This is a genomic window from Candidatus Uabimicrobium amorphum (genome assembly GCF_009002475.1).
GTDB classification, from domain to species: Bacteria; Planctomycetota; Uabimicrobiia; order Uabimicrobiales; family Uabimicrobiaceae; genus Uabimicrobium; species Uabimicrobium amorphum.
Genome location: NZ_AP019860.1, coordinates 6,494,376 through 6,516,516 on the forward strand (window position 1 = coordinate 6,494,376; position 22,141 = coordinate 6,516,516).

The 22,141-nt window shown below is 37.7% G+C and carries 12 protein-coding genes; all 12 read right to left on the reverse strand.

What is annotated here, in order from left to right; all coding sequences use genetic code 11:
* Window positions 1–68: 68 nt before the first annotated feature.
* Entirely contained in the window at window positions 69–1,319 is a 1,251-nt protein-coding gene (locus UABAM_RS23065; protein ID WP_151966752.1) for a hypothetical protein, read from the reverse strand.
* A 301-nt stretch (window positions 1,320–1,620) separates the two neighbouring features.
* Complete coding sequence (locus UABAM_RS23070) at window positions 1,621–3,846, reverse strand: hypothetical protein (RefSeq protein ID WP_151970354.1); 2,226 nt, start codon at window positions 3,844–3,846, stop codon at window positions 1,621–1,623.
* A gap of 88 nt (window positions 3,847–3,934) precedes the next feature.
* Window positions 3,935–5,728: a zinc dependent phospholipase C family protein gene (locus tag UABAM_RS23075; protein ID WP_151970355.1), complete on the reverse strand. Its 1,794-nt coding sequence runs from the start codon at window positions 5,726–5,728 to the stop codon at window positions 3,935–3,937.
* An 83-nt stretch (window positions 5,729–5,811) separates the two neighbouring features.
* Window positions 5,812–7,569, reverse strand: coding sequence for a 3-coathanger stack domain-containing protein (locus UABAM_RS23080; RefSeq protein ID WP_229759298.1), 1,758 nt, complete (start codon window positions 7,567–7,569; stop codon window positions 5,812–5,814).
* A gap of 43 nt (window positions 7,570–7,612) precedes the next feature.
* The gene (locus tag UABAM_RS23085) at window positions 7,613–9,322 is read right to left on the reverse strand and encodes a 3-coathanger stack domain-containing protein (protein ID WP_151970357.1); all 1,710 of its coding nucleotides are present in this window, start codon (window positions 9,320–9,322) and stop codon (window positions 7,613–7,615) included.
* 85 nt (window positions 9,323–9,407) lie between these two features.
* A complete protein-coding gene (locus UABAM_RS23090; protein WP_151970358.1) occupies window positions 9,408–10,460 on the reverse strand; it encodes a hypothetical protein in 1,053 nt (350 codons plus the stop codon).
* 9 nt (window positions 10,461–10,469) lie between these two features.
* On the reverse strand, window positions 10,470–13,010 hold the full coding sequence (locus tag UABAM_RS23095; protein ID WP_151970359.1) for a hypothetical protein: 2,541 nt from the start codon (window positions 13,008–13,010) through the stop codon (window positions 10,470–10,472).
* A 197-nt stretch (window positions 13,011–13,207) separates the two neighbouring features.
* On the reverse strand, window positions 13,208–15,721 hold the full coding sequence (locus UABAM_RS23100; RefSeq protein ID WP_151970360.1) for an SH2 domain-containing protein: 2,514 nt from the start codon (window positions 15,719–15,721) through the stop codon (window positions 13,208–13,210).
* A 586-nt stretch (window positions 15,722–16,307) separates the two neighbouring features.
* On the reverse strand, window positions 16,308–16,616 hold the full coding sequence (locus UABAM_RS23105; protein ID WP_151970361.1) for an ABC transporter permease family protein: 309 nt from the start codon (window positions 16,614–16,616) through the stop codon (window positions 16,308–16,310).
* A 187-nt stretch (window positions 16,617–16,803) separates the two neighbouring features.
* Window positions 16,804–18,396 (reverse strand): serine/threonine-protein kinase, encoded by a 1,593-nt coding sequence (locus UABAM_RS23110; protein WP_173013515.1) that lies wholly within the window; start codon window positions 18,394–18,396, stop codon window positions 16,804–16,806.
* Between the two features lie 91 nt (window positions 18,397–18,487).
* Window positions 18,488–19,756 carry a hypothetical protein gene (locus UABAM_RS23115; protein ID WP_151970363.1) on the reverse strand — a complete coding sequence of 423 codons (1,269 nt, stop codon included), beginning with the start codon at window positions 19,754–19,756 and terminating at the stop codon, window positions 18,488–18,490.
* Window positions 19,757–20,289: 533 nt separating this feature from the next.
* Complete coding sequence (locus UABAM_RS23120; RefSeq protein WP_151970364.1) at window positions 20,290–21,705, reverse strand: rhomboid family intramembrane serine protease; 1,416 nt, start codon at window positions 21,703–21,705, stop codon at window positions 20,290–20,292.
* Window positions 21,706–22,141: the final 436 nt, after the last annotated feature.

Consider the following 22,141-nt stretch of genomic DNA (forward strand, 5'->3'; position numbering starts at 1 on the left):
TCGTGTTACATAATGGATGAAATAAAACCACAGAGCAGAAGTTTCCGTAGTAGTCGGATAAGTAGGAGTTACCTAACAGAAGAAAGGGGAGAGTACTGCAACCGTTTTAATTTAAATGATTTAGAATCAAGAAAATAATGATCTCGAATATAACGAGAAAGTTTAGTAAGAGTAAATTTAGTATTTTTGATATTCCAACGCAAAGAAGGAGAAAGAGCAGCAACTTTCAAAGAAAGACGAGCAAAAATAAAACGTAAAGAACTGATGGCAAAAGAAGCATTTTGTGCGACATGATAAGTTCCATGATAAGAAGCAATGGCAAGAACATGCTTAAAGTCGCGAAACATGTTTTCGATCTTCCATCTAACAGAATGCTCTTGATGTATAACATTAGAGTTAACATTGGGGTTAGAAGAGAGAAAAACAGAATATTTAAGCCGACGAGTAAATGGGCAAAAGTAGGGTTTAATTAACAGAGCAATATCGCCGAGAATGTTATGCGATGCATTTAAACGATAGTACAAACCGATCGAATGACTATGCTTCGGAGGCTTAGGAATACAACCATTCTTAAGTTCTAAAACATGAGTATCAACAGAATCGATATTAACAACCCACGAAGACTTTAATGCTCCATAGAATTCAAGACCAAGTTGCTTTGCTAGTTTCATAACTTCAATGATGGAGTATTCCGAGTCGGTAACCATGCGCACCCCATCAAGAGTAAGACCGTTGGCATGTACATAATTATTTAATTCTAAAAGCATCTGTTTTATTTGCACTTTTGGACTTACATGATTAGGGTGCTGTTTCGATGTAATAAAAGTGGGGGCTAAAGGAAAAATGAATTTATCTTTTCCTACGCATACAGCAAAAAATAACAATTTTTGCGCATGCATGTAGCACCTATCTGTTGGATTGTACACGTTAAATGTATATGCCATTTTTCTTCCCCAGCGTTTTATTATCGTGCTGTCTAAAATTAGTCTTATTTTCCAACGACTCTTTGACGATTTCTCTTTTTTGCTTCTGTATTTTTTTAAGAACGTTACTAATAGCCCAAAGCTTATTTCTTTGATTAGTTGCCACCAATCGACATCTTTGTCTTTCAAAAGATCATAATATTTGTTTTTGTTCTTTTGTAACGTTTGTGAAATATCATTAATACTATCAAATTGAAATATTGGATAAAGTATCAGTTCATTTAGAGTTTCTTTTACTCTCGTACCATATCTTTCTTCCAATTTTTTATACTCTTCACTCTTGTACCACGGATATATTTCTTGTACTCTATCTATCAGGGGAATTCCTGTTTCCATTTTTATATCCTTAAAAAGGAAACTAATTTTTGAATTTTTGAATTTTGAATTCCCCTAATTATATTAAATTAAAACAGTTGCATCACTCTCCTTTCTTCTTTCTTCTGTTAATTCTAATCTTTAGCTAATTACTGAAACTCCTGCAGAGCACACAGAGAAACCTATTAAAAAACCTAAAACACTGTAAGTACTTGTAAATAAAACTTACATATCTCTTTTTAAGTGTAATGTTTCTATTGTTTTTTATAACTTCTCTCTGTGATCTCTGTGGTTTTGTAATAACCAAAAAAGTTAGAATTGATTACTTTTGTTTCATTATTTTTTGAATTAAGTTTTCTAATTCGTGAATTTTTTTGTTTTGGTTTTCGAGTTGTTGAATTCTTTTATTTTGTACTTTGATTTTCTTTTCTTGTTGAATCGTGTAGAGGGTAAGTTCTTCTATTTTTTGCAATAACTTAGACTGTATTTCTCCCAGAGAAATACCATTTTTGGCGACTTCTTCTGCGGAAGGAATGTCGGGCAAATGACCATTCTTTTCAATTTTTTCCTCTACTTCTTCTAAAGACATCAGCTTATAGTCGTCTTCAAAAACAAAGTCAGACCAACCCGTATCTACAGTCACCGATTTGGCACGAATGGAACCATTAACCGCGAGTTTATGCCCATGACTAGAACTTGAACCAATAGCCACGTTGTCCGAAACATTTAAGTTGTTATAGATATTCACATTACCGTCACTGGTAACATGTATTCTTTTTGTGCCGTTTGTTTTGATATTCAAACCATAATTACTTTTGGTACTGCCGATAAATGGGGCATTTCCATTATCATGACCAATCTCTATACCAATTCCTGTAGGTTTGTATAACTCAAACTTTGCTCCACTTGCATTGATCGAGTTTACATTTGTATCCCCAGAAACTTCTAAATTTGAATTGATTGTGACCGCTTTGCTCAATCGAGTTTCCCCAAAAACATTCAGATTGGCGTTGATTTTTGAGTGACCATTGACAACGAGAGTAGTTCCAGGGCTCGGAGCAGCGTTAATGGCAACCCAGCCATCTTTGTCAATATTTAACGAGTTCAATTGAGCGCGATCGGCGCTCAAACGGTCGGTATTCAAGCCACCTTTTACTCCCAAGCCTTCGTAAATATTTACTTTACCAGTGTAACTCCATATTTTCATAGGTATTTTCGTACCCACTCGGATTTTTAAATGTGCTTGTTGTTGTAGTTGCAATTGGTCAGTTTCAAACTCTTCTTCTTCCTCTTCATTATTCCCCGTATATTCCAAATCTGGATTAAACGGTGTAAAAAAAGATATTTTGGCGACATCCCGACCTCTATTTCTCATTTGGATGCCCCTCTCTGTTTTTTCATGGGAATCAATGATTAAAAAAGGATTTTCTCGTTTGGTAATTTTAATATTTTCAGCAATATCAAGACTACCTTTTACATTGACATTCCCCGCAACAAAAAGTCTATTATTACTTGGTACACCGGTAGGATTTATATTGGTTCCAAGAATGACACTTCCATTTGTGTTAATTGTAAAAAAATCTTTCTGTCCAGTGATGTCAGATATATAAAAGTTACCAGTGTGCGACATTACGGCCCAATTTCGCTTTTTTGTATCTAAGAAAAGACTTGAAACTTCCTTTGTCGTCGTCTTTAGACGCAAAATTCTACCCATTGTTGAATCTTCACCATCAACAACTACGTTACTTTTTACATGCAAGCGATTTTTTACTGTGACGTTCCCTTCAAAATCAGTTGATCCTACAATGCTAAGTAACGAAGAAGAGTGGCTGTTTATTTTTACTTTCGCATTTCCACTAGAAGTCTTTGACATTTCTAGGAATGTGTGGTGGCCAGGTATAGTTACTTTTAGCTTTTCCTCCCACATATCGATAGCATATCTACCATATTTGTAAATCGTGCTGGGTTCTCCAAAAACAATTTTGGGGTTATTACCACCAATGTGTAGTTTGGCTTTAGGATTTGTTGTTCCAAGTCCAACATTGCAATTGTTGTCCGCAAATAGGGCGTAGCGCTTATTGTTGGAGCGATAAATATAATAACCATCCTTGTATGCTCCCATCGACCACACAAATCCTTCTTTGTGGTTTTGCAAAACAATAGATGTTGTCCCTACGCTTTTGCTACCCATATTAGGCGCATTAATATACAAATTTCCTTTTCTGACATCAATGTTGATGTTTCCGGAAGTTATTCTTAAATTGTTAGGACTATAGATACTTCCATCTCCATTTTTCTCTTGTAGAATAGTGGATTGACCAAGTTGGAGATAGTTGTCATGATGAATGATAATCCTACCATAAGTATTAATCACTTTTGAAAGCGGTACCAAAGTAATGACTTTACCACGTATGCCTATGTCACCATTGTCCGCACGTAAGTTGATGCTACCATTATTAGATCTATCGCTGATACTTGCATTTACATTTCTATCTTGTGCGATCAATGTAGAACAAATAACAAACAATACTAAAAGTATTCGATACATTGTTTTCCTTTCGATTTGAGGTACATTATTGAACATAATTTGTTTGACACAGTGCTAAGTACCTGTGTAAAAGCGTGGCAGAGTAAATTTAATCTTTCGCGTTTAAATTTACTCTAGCCCCTTCTTCGATTTTAAATCCAGGACCAATTTGAATTTTTTTTGCCTCCATGCGTATTTTTTTCGCACCTGTTATTGTCATATTACCCGTGGTAGTGATTGTTTCTTTCGCTTCATAGATTCCGCGGCCTTCGTGAATACGGTCCAGAGAAATATTGTCTTTTACCACCGCTTGCACTTTGAGAGCGCCCAACTGATCCATAAAAAAATTGCGGTATGTGTTTGGTTCTTGTGATAGTGTCATTTTTACAGAACAGCAATCCCATTGACTACCGGCATCTAAATTTTTTATGAAACCCAACATGAAATTTTCATGGTTTAAGGTCGTTGGGGATCCTATCTTTTTGAGAAGTTTATTGCCTTCAAAACGATCAAGAAAAATCAACTTACTCATGGTCAAAGTGTTCTGTGCGGCGGGAAATAGGTTTTCTTCCGATAGTTTTTCATTACGACCAGAGATGCCAAGGTGTTCGGTGTAAAATTGTTGTAAAGTTGGTCTTCCCAAAAAAACTATCGGGAAACGTTTTTCTGGTTCTGTAAAATAAGATTTAAACTCTTCCCAGCTCATGCCAAAAGTTTTTTCAAATAGAAATTTCAAAAAAGTCTCGACCTTGTGGCCAACTTCTTCAATAAACTCTCTTAAACCAGGAATAGAATCTATAACTTCTTGGATGAATTCTTCTATTTTGCGCAAGGCTTCGCCAACAACGTCAGGTGCACCATACATGGACAAAAGATGTTTTGTGATATAGTCGTAGGCAATGCTTTTTATTTTTTCGATATCCGATTTACCACTGGGGTGAAGCATCAAGTTAACGGCAATTTCGTGTGCAACTCGAACCCAGCGCTTCAATCCTCTCTCTATATCATCGATCCACTCCTCTGCATATTTCACTGCAGGAGCACGGCCAAGCTCAAAGGTTTTTTTTTCTGCCTCTAACAACTGAATCTCTACTAACCGTGCTGAAATGGTAATGTAATCGGGTATAAATTTGTCTCTTTCTCTTCGGTTTTTCTTTTTCAGGCCATCTATTTTTGCATTTCGTTTGTTAATCCAGTTATGATAATCCTGTTTGTAACGTTTTAATTTCGTCTTCAATTTCGAAAAATACAGCGGTAAAGAGAAATCCGTTCCAGCACCTTTGAGTAGCGTTTTGCGTAACTCTGAATCTTCATGGGCATCCACTAAGTATTCATATATAAAATTTTCAACGCCAGCAATACTCACATTGTGGTATGCTTGCTGCAAGGGCGTTTGGTTCGCGATACAACCTTCTATGGTGATATGCCTTACAGCATTGCTTTTAGGAGAAAAAGTAAAAGCACCTCCGGAGAAGTAATTGACAAAAGTATGTCCAAACATGTCTCCCGCGCCATGAGTCAAATAACCTAATACAAAAGCTTTGACTGCAGGCCCCTTGTTTTGCGCATGTTTCCACAAATAACGAAACCAACGATCCACATATTTAGGGTGGATGGCTTGTTGCCCGGTAATCAAATCAGGGTAAGCATCTGGACCCATTACACCTGCACGATATTGAGCAGGATAATTCTTGAGCGCATGTAAAATATCGGCAGGTACTGTACAATCGTGATACCCTATAATTTCTTTTGTTTCATAATCTACATAGGGAATGCGAACTTTGCCATCATCAATCGCATCCTGCAATGCAATTTCGGCAATATATAAATGTGTTTTGGGTTTAAATGCCCAAATATCTACCAGGCAGAAAATTATGCCTAGAAATATTATTATTTTTCTCATTGTAATGACTCCTTACTTCCGTTTGATGATCTTATTACATTGTATTTTTTTGACAGAGACCTTTCTATTCTAATCGTTACATCTTACTCAATAAACTTTATATGAACAACACTACCGTCTTCGGCAGCAAAACCTGGTAGTAATAAAACTTCCTGCGCTTCGAGAACAGTTGTGGTTCCTTTTTTTATCACACTTTTCGCTTCTATTTTCTTACTTTGAAATACTTGTTCTTCTGACTCTATGACATAGCTGGAAGCCAATTGTAGGGAAACATTGTTGGTGGGCCACAAATCGCTTTCGTCAAAGGTGTCTAAGTAATTATATAACGCGTGATCTTCTATTCCCCCTATAGTAAAATAATCCATACCCGCGACAAGATTTGCAAATAAATCTTCATCATTAGATGGCGATGTAAATTTGGCAGGATAAGTCATTCTTGTGCCATCGCCGACGATTTGCATTTCTGTTTCTCCTAAAGGACTACCCAAAGCAACCCAGGCTAAATGATGACGCATCCATGAGCTTTTACCAAATAATGTCAGAGTAAAACACGCATTTCTTGTAATGACGCACCCTTGGGAATAGCTGATGATAGAAATAGGACCTTTGGCATGGTATAAAAGATATGCAATCTGCCTTGTTGTGGGGTTGTTTTGAAGTCGAGTTAGTGATGAAAATCTTTCTTTTATTTCTTGTGGGTGAAGGATACTTGCATGAGGAACATGTAATGCATCAGCGACTCCTGTTGGCCATATTCTATCATAGACAAATTCCCCAATGTCTTCACCTACTTTAGGCGTTCCAGTATGATATTTTGGTGGATTGACAACCGAGGGATTGTAGATAACCCATACCGGACGTCTTAATTTATTGGCCAGTAGATCGGCCTCTTCCTTTGCACTACTAATTGGAGAATCTTCGTACTCAGGATTAAGAGTTGTGTAAATTCCATTAACGTAATAAACAGGCTCTCCGGTGAGTGTATTTCCTCTAGAATCTTTTGTTGCCTTATAAGCGAAGTGAACTTTTTCCATAAACAAATGACGAAGACCTACCTGTAATCTTTTGTATAGCCAACTTCTCTTAACATACTTGACACCATTGTTGATCTCAGTTTCGACACTTCTTTTTAAATCTTTCCCGCGTCTGGCTAAAAAATCAATACCATTGCGCCATTCTTGTTTTAAATCAATTTTCCCGGTTTTTACAAACCCTTCCAGAGCTTTATAGCGTGCCATTAAATATTTACCACCTCTTTTTAATTCTGCTTTCGCCCCTTTTTCCAATCTGTCGTAAGTACGGTCTATATAAGAGAATCCATTGTCCAACTCTTCCTGTGCCCAGCTACCTAAAGACATTAAGGTATTTCTTTTTTTTACCTGAAGTTCGTAAAGAGTTTTTCCTATTTTTTTCTCGATATCCTTTATCGAGTGTCCTAGAAAACGCGGTGTGGGAGTGTGTCTTTGGTAAATAACAATATAACTCGTGTCATTTAACACATTAATCGGGATAAGTGTGGACCAATTTTTTGTGACATCACTTTTTGTGAATGGCACGCCTGTACCATCAACACCATATTTTTTAAGTGGTGTTTGATGGATGAGTTGTTTGCTATCATTGAAGAATAATATATTTACCCCGCCGGTAAATCCTTTCAGTTTTTTTGCGGTCCATACTCTTGTTTTTGCTTTTAGCAATCCGTTGTTATACAAGGAAATATGAGTATTCATACGACGATGATCCCCCAAACCCGTGTATTCCTCTTGAGTTAAGACCAATGTTTGCGTGCAAACAAAAGAAGTCAAAATGAAACAAGTGAACAATATGAATTTTTTCATCATAAACTCCAATTTTTTAAGCTTGAAATAGCCGTGAGTGTTTTATTTATTTTTCCAATTTTCCGTGAAAATCTCCGTCTTTTTCTACAGTAAAACCTGGTAGTAGACGAATTTCTTTTTGTGCAGTAAATTTCGTTTTGTTATTTGCTTTTAGGTGAAAGCTATGGCTTGCGGTAATAGTATTTTGTGCCTGATAAGTTAGTTTTTCTGGGTGGTGAAACAACAAATCGATTTCGGGTTGTATGTGAAAAGGGCTATTCAAAATACGTAGCAAAACCTCTAGAGCCAAAAAATCAAGCCCGTTGTAAATCGCTTGATCTGTTTCTCTTTCGTCTCTTGACGGAGAGTAATCAATACAGCGTACCCAACGATTGTCTTTAAACCAAAATGGATTATCTTTGCGATATCCTTTAGGACCATCCTTTGTACAGAGAGTTAGAAGTTTACTCACATTATGAAGTTCTCCTTGCGAATAGATCGTACGATCGTGAATTGCGGAACGCAATAACACGCAAAAAGGGTGCTGAAAGGTTTCGGCCCTTTTCTTGAGTGCTTCATCTTTGACTGCCGTGTCTAAGGCGAAGGCGATGAGTCCAAGATTTATTGCGAAGGCTTGGGTTTCATGCTCTTTGAGATCTTCTTTGGTGAAGTTCATCAAAGTTAAAATCAAAAAATCTACATTGGTATTTAAAGCTGTTGCAATCTCCTGACGTATACTTTCGGATGGATAATTACGTAGTTTATCTTCTGTTTCCTGGGCTCTTTTGGTCAGCGTTTTACCAGTGAAAATCAATGACCATAAATCAACTAGACCACGAGCAAGTTCAGCAGGAAGAGGTAATTTTTTGGCAAGAGGATTTTCAGCATCTCTCATTAAATCCACTCTTCCTTCAGGGAGATAATTTCGATAGAGCGTCAAGACAATTTTGTCCGTAACAGCTTGAGGTTTCATAAGAGGTTTTCCCTCAAATGCGTCGGCGATACTGCATAAAAAACCAGAAAGAGGACGACCGTCACCGCCACGATTGTTGGAAACTTCTTCTCCATTAGGCATTTTTAAAATAAACCGTTGCTCGATAAGGCGATCAATTACTCTGTGAACTATTTTTTGCGATAGTTTTTTATTTTCTTCGCTGGAAGACCATTTTTCCACAGCACGGCATCCCATAAAGATATGAGCAATCTGGTCAAAGCTCGTCGCATTTAAATTGGGATTATACTCTTCTGGTTTGTAATACTTGCTTCCTGGTAAAGAAAGTTCAGAATCGCTTTTGATATTGTATTTTTCAGTTGTCCATAAAATTTTAGGGCGCCAGTCGCGATCATCAATGAGATTACGCACCATAAATCCCGGGGTGTCTTTCCCCCAATGTTTGCGATCTCCTTCGGTATCTAACATGTCGACTTGCCGTAGCAGTTTATGAATAAAAGCTTCTGTCTGCCCATTATGGATATTTTTTTGTTGTAAGATGTGCGACTCTGCAGCGAAAGTGAGAAGTGCAAAACCCAGATATACACCGTGGTCGGTAAAAAAAATCGTTTTTTCATAGTTGCGGCTCCCATCGATGCCAATACCTTCGGCTATTTCGGCAGGATAGTTAACTTTTTCGCCTGTATACACAAACTTTTCCAAAAAGCGTTTGCGCACACGTTTGTATTGTTCGGTGAATAAAGGTGTTGCTTCTACAGGCAAACTATGATCTGCCAAAGTAGATGTGCAAAAAATGAATGCGATGATTACTGTGATCTGTTTCATGGTAAATTTTTCCCCAGCTCTTTGATTTAAAGAAGGGTGGGCATAACTCGCAATTACGAGTTATGCCCATAATGACTAAATAATACTAAGGTGTACTTTTACCTTCGAAAATACCACCCTCTTTTACCCAAAAGCCTTCTTTTAAAAGAATCTCTTTTCCACGAAAACGAACTTCGTGTTTCAAAGGAACATGAAATTCTTTTTCTGCCTGTATTTTATGGTTGCTGTAGTCGTGAATAAAATCGTAGTAATTATTCAATTGGCTAACACCAGGCTGTGAATGAATGTGCTTTTGTAAGTGGTCGTGAATCATATGAGGAAAGGTGTGCGACCAAATTTGCAAAATGGCATCTTCTATCTCCTCAGGATAGCGAAAAAGTATATTGACCCCTCCCGCATCGTAATAAATACCCTTAAGGTAAATATTTTGCTCCTTATTATCAATCACTTTTATGCGGTGTAGGTAATCGGTTAGACGGTCTGTTGTAATGGAGTTTGTTAACTTCCCCCAAAGAGTAAAGAAAGATACTATATTGAGAACGAATGCCCCGTGTGCTTGTAAGATAGTAAGAAAGCCATAGCTTTTTTTACCACCAGAAGCAATGAATGTCGTAACTTTTGCCGTTATATCAAGTAAACGATCAATTACAAAGCCAATTCCTGATTCTGTCACCTCGCCAGGAAAAATCTGAGGAGGTCTGTAGTAAATTTCATGGTTTGAAGAAACAGCGAGTGACAGCAGTACTTGATATTTGCAATTTTTTTCGCCTGTTTTTTTGCCAAAAACGAATTGTTTTGCACGAATAGCAAAACTGACAACAATGCCGTTTTTCTGTATTTTTTCGAGTTTAAAACTATGAGCTTCTACGTGGAGATTATCAGTATCTTCAAGTGTATTGTTCGGCATTTGCGATACAATTTTGGCAAATGTTTTTTTCTTTATACGTATACCAAATTTATTATTTTCTCCGTCGAAATAAGGTTCTACATACTCAAATACCTTTTGCGCCTCAGAATCTACTGTGTATTTGGCAATTAGCTTATCATAGTTAACCTCAAAAACAGCTGGGCGAGGAATACCTGGAACTTGGCTGTATAATCCCGTGAAACTAATGAATAAAATTAGAATATATTTCATGTATGTTCCTTACTTTATTTTTTCCATCAACATCTGCCATTTTTTTTCTAACTTTTGTATGCGATTTTCCAAATTTTGGTTATCATCATGCAGTTGGCGTTTTTCCGTCTGTAGAGATTGGATTTGCTTGTTTTGTTGGATGGTATACAAGGTAAGCTCTTCGATTTTCTGTAGTAACTTCGCTTGCATTTCCCCTAGTTGGATTCCCTTTTCTTTTACCTGTTTTTCCGATGGAATATTCGGCAGATGACCATTTTTCTCAATAGACTGTTCAAGCTCGTCAATCGGAAGAAGTGGGTAGTCATCGGTAAATACAAAATCTGCCCAGCTGTCCATATTGGTAATGCGTATTTCTTGTGCGGTAATTTTTCCTTTAACCGCGAGCTTTGAACCTTGGGTGTCCATTACGCCAATTCCGACATTGCCTTTGCTATCCCATCTAAGAGCGACTTTTTGTCCCCCTTCAGTGCTACCAAGGGCACCGCCGTTCCATCCATAAACAACAGGACCATTGACATCTTTAAAGCCAAACGTACGATCTTTGTCATACATACCAATACCATTGTATAAATCGCTACTGTTTTTATGAAAATAAACGTCGTTGCCCTGTGTATGAACGCGACCACTGGCATTGATCTCTCCGGTGATCTGTCCGGCGACGAAGAGATTACCATTCATCGAAACATTCTGATTGCTGTCCCATCTAACAGCGATTTTTTTTGAGTTATAGGTACTACCAAGAGCACCACCGTTAAATCCATAAACAACAGGTCCGTTGACATCAACATTACTAAATTTTCGATCTTTGTCGTACATTCCAATCCCATTGAAAAAGTCGCCAGCGCTTTTATGAAAATAGACATCTCGGCCTTTTGTTGAGATTCCCATATTGCTTATATCTAGATTTTCCGAATCAACTCTTAAGTAGTATCTGCCATTGATGTAAGTACGTTTTATTTCCCCACCACCGTTTAGATCGAGAGTGTTGGTCTTAACGTTTCCCATGACTTTTAAGCTAGCTGTTACAGAAACATTTCGTTGACTATCCCACCGAAGGGCAACTTTTTGTCCACCCTCGGTACTACCAAGAGCACCACCGTTAAATCCATAAACAACAGGACCATTTACGTCCATATTGCTAAACTTGCGATCTTTGTCATACATTCCGATCCCATGGTAAAGGTCGCTACTGTCTTTGTGAAAATAAACATCGTTGCCTTGCGTGTAGACATTACCATTGGCCTTTATATTTCCGGTGATGTTTGCGTCACCTTCCACATGCAATTTCGCGGAAGGAGTTGCAGTCCCAATACCTACATTCCCATTTGCCTCAATTTCAAGAACCGAAGTCTTGTTATTTGCAAATCGAAATAGAGTCCTTTGTGTTACACTGCCATTTTCCATTCTTGAGATAAAGTTGAGTATGGGGCTATCACTTGTTTCATTCATCGCATATGCATAAATAATGTTCGCCATATCGGTTTTTCGGTTACTTTTCATAGAGATTGTGGGTACAAACTGGCCAGTATTTCCAGTGGCATTTCCCATCACCAGAAATGCTCCCGGAGAGTCGGCTTCTTCTATGGTGATATTACGGTTGTCCCCTCGAAGTTTCAGGTACTTTCCCATCTCAAAAAGAACTTTTCCGCCATTGCGAATGCGAATTTTATCGCTATCGCGGTCCATCCACATATCACTGCCTTGAAAATTCACTTTGCTCAGTTTTACATTACCATTCACAAATGTATCACCCTCCACATGCAATTTCGCAGAAGGATTTGTCGTACCAATACCAACGCTCCCATTTGCTTCAATTTCAAGAACCGAAGTTCTGTTATTTGCAAATCGAAATAGAGTTCTTTGTGTTACATCGCCATTTTCCATTCTTGAGATAAAGTTGAGTATGGGGCTGTCACTCGCTTCATTCATCGCATATGCATAAATAAGGTTCGCCATATCGGTTTTTCGATTACTTTTCATCGCGATTGTTGGCGCAAACTGGCCAGCATTTCCTGTGGCATTTCCCAGTATGAGAAATGCTCCCGGAGAGTCGGCCTCTTCAATGGTGATATTACGGTTGTCACCTCGAATTTTTAGGTACTTTCCCATCTCAAAAAGAACTTTTCCGCCATTGCGAATGCGAATTTTATCGCTATCGCGGTCCATCCACATATCGCTACCACGAAAATGAACTTTGTAGGTTGTTGTATTACCATTTACATCAAGGCCACCGTTAACGAGCGTATTTCCCTCGACCTGGAGTTTCGCAGAAGGAGTTGTCGTACCAATACCAACGTTACCAGTGTTATTTTGTACAATTAACAGTCCTCTGGTACGCGTCTGTAGTGTGATATTTCCCGTAGGGTGGTCATTGCGATTGAATATTTTTAAATGCGCCCCTTCTCGATATATTTTACTAATATCCCAACCTGGACGTTGAAATTCAAGTGTTGGTGATGATCCTTTTATCGTCAAGTTGTTGTTGACCACTTGTTGCGCTTGTACCGCGATAGCCAACAAAAATAAAACAGTTAAGAGTACTTGCTTCATGATTGTTTTCCTTATTTTCCTGAGTAATAAAAAGCCGAGCACAAAAGAAACAAAACTGTCTTACAAAATTATTCGTAAAACATTGCTTACTATTTTCTTCGTGCTCTGTGCTTGTGATTTTCGTACCTAAGTAAATTTTTTATGTTTGCTTAGGTCATTTTGTACTTGAAGTGATAATTTGTCAAATAATGGCTTAACTACTTTTCCATCATTTGCCATTTTTTTTCTAACAGTTGTACACGCTTTTCTAATTGTCGTTTTTGTTCTTGTACTGTCGCAATTTTCTTTTCTTGTTGAATAGTATAGAGTGTCAGTTCTTCAATTTTTTGTAGAAGTTTGGCTTGCATTTCTCCTAGTTGAATTCCTTTTTCTTTTACCTGTTTTTCCGACGGAATATCTGGAAGATGTCTGTTGCGTTTAATCGACTGTTCTAACTCGTCGATCGGAAGAAGTGAGTAGTCATCGGCAAACACAAAATCAGCCCAGTTATCCATTTTTATGATACGCACTTCTTCAGCGGTGATTTTTCCTTTTACCGCTAGTTTTGTTGCAGCATCGGCTAGTTTGGTTACACCAATTCCAATACGTCCATTCACTGCAAGAGTAAAGTCCTTAACGGGAGCAGTGTTCATTCCAATCCAACCATCTTTGTCTATATGTAGGCTTTTAGCATCAAATTTTTCGGTTACGTTTAGACTTTTTGTTGATACATCGTTGGCATTTAAGGTTTTATTTGTAGTTAGATTACCTTTGATAGAAACATTCTGATTGCTGTCCCACCTAAGAGCGATTTTTTTTGAGTTAGAGGTACTGCCAAGAGCACCACCGTTAAATCCATAAACGACAGGACCATTTACATCCATATTGCTAAATTTTCGGTCTTTGTGGTACATTCCGATTCCATGCAAAAAATCGCTAGCGCTTTTATGAAAATAGACATCTCGGCCTTTTGTTGAAATTCCCATATTGTTGAGGTGTAAGTTTGAAGAAGAAATTTCCAAAGAGTACCGGCCATCGTCGTAGACGCGTTTTATTGTTCCACCACCGTTTAGATTGAGAGTGTTGGCATTAACGTTTCCCACGACTTTTAAGCTACCCGTTACAGAAACATTTCGTTGATTATCCCATCGAAGAGCTATTTTTTGTCCACCATCGGCACTACCAAGTGCACCACCGTTGAATCCATAAACGACAGGTCCGTTGACGTCAACATTACTAAACTTGCGATCTTTATGATACATTCCGATGCCATGGAAAAAATCACCACTGTCGGTGTGAAAATAAACGTCGTTGCCTTGTGTATGAACGTGACCATGAGTCCTTATATTTCCGTTGATTTTTGTATCCCCGTTCACATGCAAATCACTCTCTGGTAATTTAGTTCCTATTCCCAAACGACCATTGTTCATCACCAGCCTATAACGTGAAGGAGCAGGAACATTATCTTCGTGAAAGAAAAAACCATATTGGTTCACTCCGGCTTGCCAAGTTTTTCCTGGAGTACCAAAGCGAATATTGGATTTGATGATGCCATGAGATGCATCTACTCCTCCATTAATTTTTGTATCTCCGTTCACATGCAAATCACTCTCTGGTAATTTAGTTCCTATTCCCAAACGACCATTGTTCATCACTAGCCTATAACGCGAAGGAGCAGGAACATTATCTTCGTGAAAGAAAAAACCATATTGGTTCACTCCGGCTTGCCAAGTTTTTCCTGGAGTGCCAAAACGAATATTGGATTTGATGATGCCATGAGATGCATCCACACCACCACTGATTTTCGCATTGCCAACGACATTCAAATTACCTCTTAAATCCAGAGCATCCGTAGGGTTTTTTGTACCAATGCCGACATTTCCATTTTTCATCACAAATCGGTAAGCTGAAGCTTTGTCTTCATGAAAGTATAGCCCCACGTCACTAACGCCAACCTGCCAACTTTGATTGTTTAGTGGGTTACGAAACAAAATATCCGTCTCTCCCCACGAACTTTCTAGTTCTAAAAGATTAACAGTGTTACCCTTAATTTTTGCAAAAGTAAAATCAGCAACCGGTGCTGTAATCAGAATATTGTCAATTTCCATTCCACCAAAACGATTGTCTTCTGTAATTACAAGTCCATACAGTTTCACTTTTTGAAAATCTACCGAAAATTTTGGTGTTTCATTACCATTGTTGACACTACCAAATATTGTACCATTTTCCATATCAAGAATGATTTTTAGATGAGCAAATTTACTGTGGTCGCAGGAAATAGACCGGAATTGCGCCTGAGGATTTCCTGTTATTGAGCGTACATCAAATAACCACTGACCATTGTTGCAATACCAACCACCACCATGATCTTTGCTGTTGATAGAAAATCCAAGACCCGAATTGTTACTAGCAGAATTAGTGCGTGCGTAGAAAGATAGAACATATCGCGAACTATGTGGAAAATAAATACGTGAATATACTCGGTTGAATTTTTTATTGGCATGGCGACCTTGCGGAGCTATTCCTTGAGTGTTATTGCTCACTGCTTTTGCAATATAAATTTCGTTTCCATAATTGGGAACAAAATCTTCCCATAAATGGGAAACGTCGGAAAGTTTTCCAAATGTAGTGTATTTTTCAAAATCTTCTTCAAAAATAGTGATGGAAGAATCGGCAAAAATGGAAATGGATAAAAGTAGAATAGCAATGGCGCTAAAAAATTTGGTTTTCATTGTTGTTTCCTTGTTGACTATATCTTAGTTCTGAAGTACTTGCTGTCAATTGCAAGTAAAGGCAAGTACACTAAAAAATGTATTTTTTTAGTGTCATGTTTATTTATCTTTTTTGAGTTACAAATGAATATAGTCTCCTATTCGAGGACTACATTCATTTAAATTTTACATAGGGTTGTTATACTTACTTTGGCTTTATTATTTCTCGCAATGAATTGATTTGTTTTTGTAAGTCGTCTATTTTTTGTTGGTTGTTTTTTTCTAGCGTTGCAATTTTCTTTTCTTTTTGAATGGTGTAGAGCGTTAGCTCTTCGATTTTCTATACAACATAAAAACGCTGTTCAGGATTTGGTTTACAAACACTACATTGCCGTTTATGATCAGGTGATTATCAATGACTTGTTGTGCATAAAGCATCGTGGAAGAACAAACGAAGAACAAAACAAACTTTTCATCATATACTTGTAATTCTTAAATTTTTAAATTTAAAGGAATAGAATATAAAATTCAAGATTGTATGTCTACTAGAAAAGTCGAAATTTCTTCTAAGGAAAACCCTTATTTTTATAGGGGGAAAATGACGAATCTACCTCAATAGATGAATGTGTTTTCTAAAATCAGAGCGTCTTGTATAACATATTCTTGCGTCTACCTCTTGCCAACCACAACGAAAAGAACCAACAACAAATTTTCGCGAGATGGGTTTTAATTCACCGTTTATTTGATCACGCTTCCCGGTTATAAGTGCAATTTCATCTCCGCGTTTGAGTCCTAAACGTTTCATTAACTCATAGCCCATAATAACGGGACGTTCATCGTCTTTTTCTGTAGTAAACGGATAACGAGTGGTAACAGCCCCAAACATTTCGCCATCGTAAACGTAAGTTTTTCTCAAAAAAACTCATGTAATCTACAAGTTCGCATTTGCGAAAATGGTACGCCATTCTATCCAAAAAATCTTGCCATTTCTTCTGATCTTGTACGGGTAATTTTTTGACGGTTTTTAAATCTTCTAACGGCAAATCGTCTTCGATAAAAATAATCTTGTTATTTTGGTTGAATGTATAAGCGATGATGTTATATCAGGTATTCAGTGACGAAATTTTCGGTACTGGCGCATGAACAATATGACTCATCAAAGCAAATGGTGTATCGCCACAAAAAGGATGCTCACCGCAAATCATCTCATACAACATCACTCCTACCGACCAGATATCCGATTTGGGAGTGACTCTACCACGTATTTGTTCCGGACTCATGTACAAATACGTACCACCAATATCTACTTTTCCTCTTGTTTCTGCTGTCAAAAGACGCGAAATTCCGAAGTCGCAAATTTTGGCATTTCCCTCTGCATCAAACAATATGTTTTCTGGTTTGATATCGCGATGTGCTACGCCTAATCGATGAAGAGCGAGGACACCAGAGAGTACCTGGCGACATATCTTGATACTTTCTTGTGGAGACAACTTACCTTCTTTTTGTAGCTTATCGCGCAAAGAGCCGCCTGTTAAAAACTCCATCAATAGCATGAACACTCCCTGGCTTTGCTCTGTGCCCAAAAAGCGCACTAAATTAGCGTGCTCAACATTCTTCAACAATCGCGGTTCCCTGATTAAAGTCTGGATGGTTTTTTGACTACGTGGAATCTTCGCCGCATATGTTTTGTTATCTCTGCTCACTTTCCACACATAGCCAAAACTCCCTTCGCCCAGACACTCTTCAAAGTGATATCCACCAATGACCATGCCTGAAGTAAGCTTGTATTTCTTTCTTCCCACTAGAAGCTCTTCCTTACCCGCATCAAATCCTCGCACCGTCACCATATCGCCATAACTCTCGATGATCGATTCCTTGGGAACTCGCTTTTGTGTGACAAGATCTCCTAAGGACTTTCCTTCTTCATCTTTTTTGGTGCTTGGTAAAGGAGAGTTGGTCGTTTCACTAATGAGTTGTAAAAAAAATTGCGCTTCTACGTGGTTAGGATCGTTGCGCAATATTCTTTGAGCAGTGCTTTGCGCGCGTTTTAGATGATCCCCTTCGTAATGCACTTGAACCAACAACAGCAAAAGTCGCGAAGAAAATGGATTTCCTTTTTCGATTGTTTCCAAGATTTTGACCGCTTCTTGTGTTTTTCCAAAGTGAAACTGCATTTCTGCAACCTTCAACGACAAATCCAACGAGCCACTATTTGCCCATAAACGAATCTGCGTCAGCGCTAAAACATCTTTGTCCGCAAGAAGACCAGAGTTGAGCGAATTATCAATGGCAGCGTTTAAGTTGCTCACGGATGCTTTATAAGCACTCGCGACAAGTGCACCAACAATAATGCTTAGAAACAACAAAATTTCACAAGTTGCAGCAATACTAATTTGCGCCTCTGACATTGTCGCATAACGTTGGGCAACACTACTTGCCCGAGGATTGTAAACCGAAAACCCATAGATAATCGCGACAATAACAGCTGCAAACACAGTAAACAACAAAACCGTGTACAAAAAGCGTGCATTGGCAAAACGCGCGTGAATCCCACCGATAGAGCTTAAACTTTTATCGTAGGGGACACTTTCGGCATGCCCCCCTACAAGATTTAAAGCCTCCGCTGCATTGGCACGGCGATTCCAATCGCGATTTAATAAATTTTCGAGTATGTAATTGACTTGTTCTACTTTCATCGTAAACATTCCTAAAGACTTAATAACTTAAAGAGTTCATTTTGACGGTAAGCTCGATCATTTATTTGAAAAAAGCAACTTGTTTAGTAAGTTAACGCCCAGGAAGCCACTCGTTTCCATCTAATCCCCGGCTACTTTTTGCCAAAATACCTTTGACATTCCCAGAATCAAAAGCATCCTTGTGGAAAGCTGCGTTTGCAAGAGGTACAGAATATTCACCGCTATATTGATGCTCACGAGTATAAACGAACTCGCCTTCTTGGTTAATAGCGAATGCTTTTCTTCCAGTCCCTTTATTTATTGTAGGCCAAGCATAAATAATAAAGTATGATTCTTGACTCTCGATGACATGTTCGTCTGATTTTGCCACCGCAATTTCAGAAAAAGAAATCGCCTTCTCATCTCCTGGTAGATAACAACAGTAGTAGTATCCATTGAACTCCAATAAATCATTTTCAAAAGAATTCTCATCTATAAAAGGAGGGTCCATATATTGATTGCGTCCTCTCACTTCTACTACACCTGCCAATTCTTGCAGAAAACCATACTCACCACTTCCGTTGTTATTTTGGTCACAGCAGCCGCTGTTTTTAAATACTAATTGGGCATTAACGAGGTAATTTAAAAAATACACCGCTGCTTTTTCATTTTCTGATATCCTCTGTTGGATATAACTAAAAAGAATTTGCAAAACAAAAGCTATCAAAATGCACACAGCTACAAACATTTTTATTCTGATTAAAATACGACTATTTCTTTTGACGGTGTTTATTCTTTTTTGATTATTGACATTTATATCAGCAAGAAGTGCGAGGTGTTTTTTGTCAACGGAAGAAAGATCTTCGCTGTTTTTTCTCTGTAACAGGTCACGATAGAACTCTTTTGCCTGTGTGTGACTTTCAAAGCGAATTTTCTGTTTTACTTTTCTGTCAAAAATTGTTGCTGTTACTTTGATCTCTCTATATTCTTCATTTTCAGAGCAAAAAAAATCACTACCTACATTTACCTCCAAAGACGCAAAAGGTAACGTAATTTCTCCTGGTGTTCGCTGTAAAGTTTGCATTGCAAACATCCCCATGCCTCCCAAAAGAAAGCACCACATAGGAGCTATTGCCTTGGTGAGTAACAGTATCAGTACGGCGGACACAACGAGGGATTTCATTATGAAAAATAAACATCCACTGGCAACTCTTTCGCCGCTAATAATAATGCCTTCCTCGAAAAGCTGAAACTTGGCATGACCAAAAAATCCCCAAAACGGATAACGTACAAACCAGGAAGCTTCCTTTTTAGGCGGGATAAAAACGATGTACTCGCAATAATCATTTTCTAATTCAATCGGAGATGTTTGTTGATCCATTACATAATTCCTTATTGAATAACGTTACCAAGTAAAGTAGCGAATATGGTGTTTTAGTTATAGTTTAATGGGCTTAATTTTTAGGCTTTTGTTACCTGGTCTACCAGTTTAAAATACTGGATTCCATTCTCATGAGGATAATAAGTAGTTTAGTTGTATAAAATTTTCGACTATATATCTATGACCACCAAAAAAGTTTCACTGGATCCCTTGTCAAGCAAGGGATGACACCCTAAAGTAGTTTTCTAGTTCCAGAACAAAAAAGTACAACATTTAGCTGTTTTAGACGATGACCACCAAATCCGTTAGAACTGGGGAAAATGTTAGTATAATTTTTTTCACAAAATAAATTAAATGCATTTTTATATTTTTTTGGTTTTATATTGTTTTTATATTGTTAATCGCATGTAATAACAAGTCTCAAGACCTGTTGGGAAATACAAAAATGTATTTTTTGAACCGTTTTCTCCGATTCATTTGATCAAAACCAAGATGCTTTTATTTGAATGGGATTCTAGAAGATGAATTTATAGTCATTGATTGTATCCGTTACAAATATTAGCAGATTGCGTGGTGTTTGTCGTTTTCCTTACCTGGGGAGTTTTTTCCGAACGGCACAAATAGAACAAAAGAATCATTTCAACTATGTACATAAAGCAAAACAACAAATACAAGCGGAAATGTTTTATGCCAACACTAAAGGCCACAACATAAAAAAGAAGTAATAAAATCGCGGTATAGAAGTATTTGCGATTTTCTTTCCAAAAATAGCGAACCAAGCCACCAAGAAAACTCGCCACTAATCCACTGTGCATCCAAGTCCCCAAAGAAAGATCAAATGGTCTGGATACATAACTGTACAAAACACCAAAGTCAACTGTTGTAAAAAGTTTACATTCTCGTTGAAAAAATAAAAACAAAAGAAGAGGAATGCTGTTCCATATGGCTATGGCAAAGTAAAAAACCAAATATTTATGCGTGCGCAGTTGCTTTTTTTGCATCCAACTGTACGCCAACAGCCCACAAGTCGCTCCGAGCATCCCGCCAAAATTAAGGTCATAAATAATTAGGCTTACAACGTTGGCAACTACGGCGAATAGAAGCATATGCCAAAATAGAAAAACCCGACCTTTACTGATCTCAATTCTTCGCGCAACAAAGTAAAAAGCAATGATACTTGTCAGAAATGCTGGCCAATTTTCATGAATAAAAGCGGTAGAAAAGAGCGTCCACGGTTCAATCCACAAAATATCCGACCAACGGAAATAGTTGTGACCGGAGAACCAATTGCAAATGGCCCAAGAAAGAGGAGAATCTACCTCATTAGCGTTTGAGGACAGCCAGAATAAAATAGAACAGACAACGATCACAGAGTATGTAAAAGGGCTTCGTGCCTTTGCCGTGTGTTTGATCGATTTTTTTTGCACAAGAGCCATGAAAGACTCTGCCTGTTCTACATCGGGAAAGATAAATTTCTGTCGCACTTTTTTCCATCTCATCGACACACAAACGTCTACTTGTGGTTTTACGCGGTCGTCCAAGTCTATTGATGCTTTTACATATGAGAAGGAAGTAAACGGTAAAGTAATCTCTCCTAAGGTAACGCGAAGTGTATTGACACCATGCATACCTGCGATTCCTAAAATTCCCACCCATACTATGGGAATCACTTTCCATAACAGCATATGGAAAATGGCAAAACCTAAAAGAAAAGTGAGAAAGAAAAACAAGGTATTTTTCGCCATTTTGTATCCAGTAATAATAAAGCCTTCATCCACGACAAGGATTTTTACATTGCCAAAAAATCCCCAAAAAGGATATGTGAAAAAACCAAATAGCCAATATCTCGGTGGGATTTTGACTTTATATTGCATGTGATCAAAAGACTCCGCGTCTAACTTCATCTCTATTGGATTTTTAGATCTGTTAACGCTTGTTGGCAAACTCATGACTGGTTTTACTCCATGACAAGTTCTCTGCGACCAATTCGCTAGAGTAAGATTTACAGCTGATTCTATTGGATTTGATGGTCATATTACACAAAGAAAAAAATGAAACCACAGAGGCCACAGAGAAATTTTCTTTTCCAAAAAAGTAAAATACTGTAAACCACTACAAATATAAGACTTATTTGTTTTTTGAAAGAATACTGTTTCTATTTAGTTTTTTATAATTGTTTCTCTGAGACCTCTGTGGTTTTATACCAACCAAAAACGTTAGAGAATCGGATTTACAGATATTATAAAACTTTTAAGAAAAATAAAAAAATAGCTTTTTATATTTTTTTGCGCTTGTTTGTTGACTATCTTTGATACAACTCTAAAATAATCTATAGATTTTCGCGAATGATTAGACAATTGGTTCTCACAGCAAAACGGAGAAAAA

Excerpts from the sequence above, each read along its gene's own strand:
- UABAM_RS23095 (WP_151970359.1), bottom strand. The coding sequence starts at position 13,010 with ATGAAGCAAGTACTCTTAACTGTTTTATTTTTGTTGGCTATCGCGGTA.
- UABAM_RS23100 (WP_151970360.1), bottom strand. The coding sequence starts at position 15,721 with ATGAAAACCAAATTTTTTAGCGCCATTGCTATTCTACTTTTATCCATT.
- UABAM_RS23085 (WP_151970357.1), bottom strand. The coding sequence starts at position 9,322 with ATGAAACAGATCACAGTAATCATCGCATTCATTTTTTGCACATCTACT.
- UABAM_RS23090 (WP_151970358.1), bottom strand. The coding sequence starts at position 10,460 with ATGAAATATATTCTAATTTTATTCATTAGTTTCACGGGATTATACAGC.
- UABAM_RS23080 (WP_229759298.1), bottom strand. The coding sequence starts at position 7,569 with ATGATGAAAAAATTCATATTGTTCACTTGTTTCATTTTGACTTCTTTT.
- UABAM_RS23115 (WP_151970363.1), bottom strand. The coding sequence starts at position 19,756 with ATGGATCAACAAACATCTCCGATTGAATTAGAAAATGATTATTGCGAG.
- UABAM_RS23120 (WP_151970364.1), bottom strand. The coding sequence starts at position 21,705 with ATGAGTTTGCCAACAAGCGTTAACAGATCTAAAAATCCAATAGAGATG.
- UABAM_RS23110 (WP_173013515.1), bottom strand. The coding sequence starts at position 18,396 with ATGAAAGTAGAACAAGTCAATTACATACTCGAAAATTTATTAAATCGC.
- UABAM_RS23065 (WP_151966752.1), bottom strand. The coding sequence starts at position 1,319 with ATGGAAACAGGAATTCCCCTGATAGATAGAGTACAAGAAATATATCCG.
- UABAM_RS23075 (WP_151970355.1), bottom strand. The coding sequence starts at position 5,728 with ATGAGAAAAATAATAATATTTCTAGGCATAATTTTCTGCCTGGTAGAT.
- UABAM_RS23070 (WP_151970354.1), bottom strand. The coding sequence starts at position 3,846 with ATGTATCGAATACTTTTAGTATTGTTTGTTATTTGTTCTACATTGATC.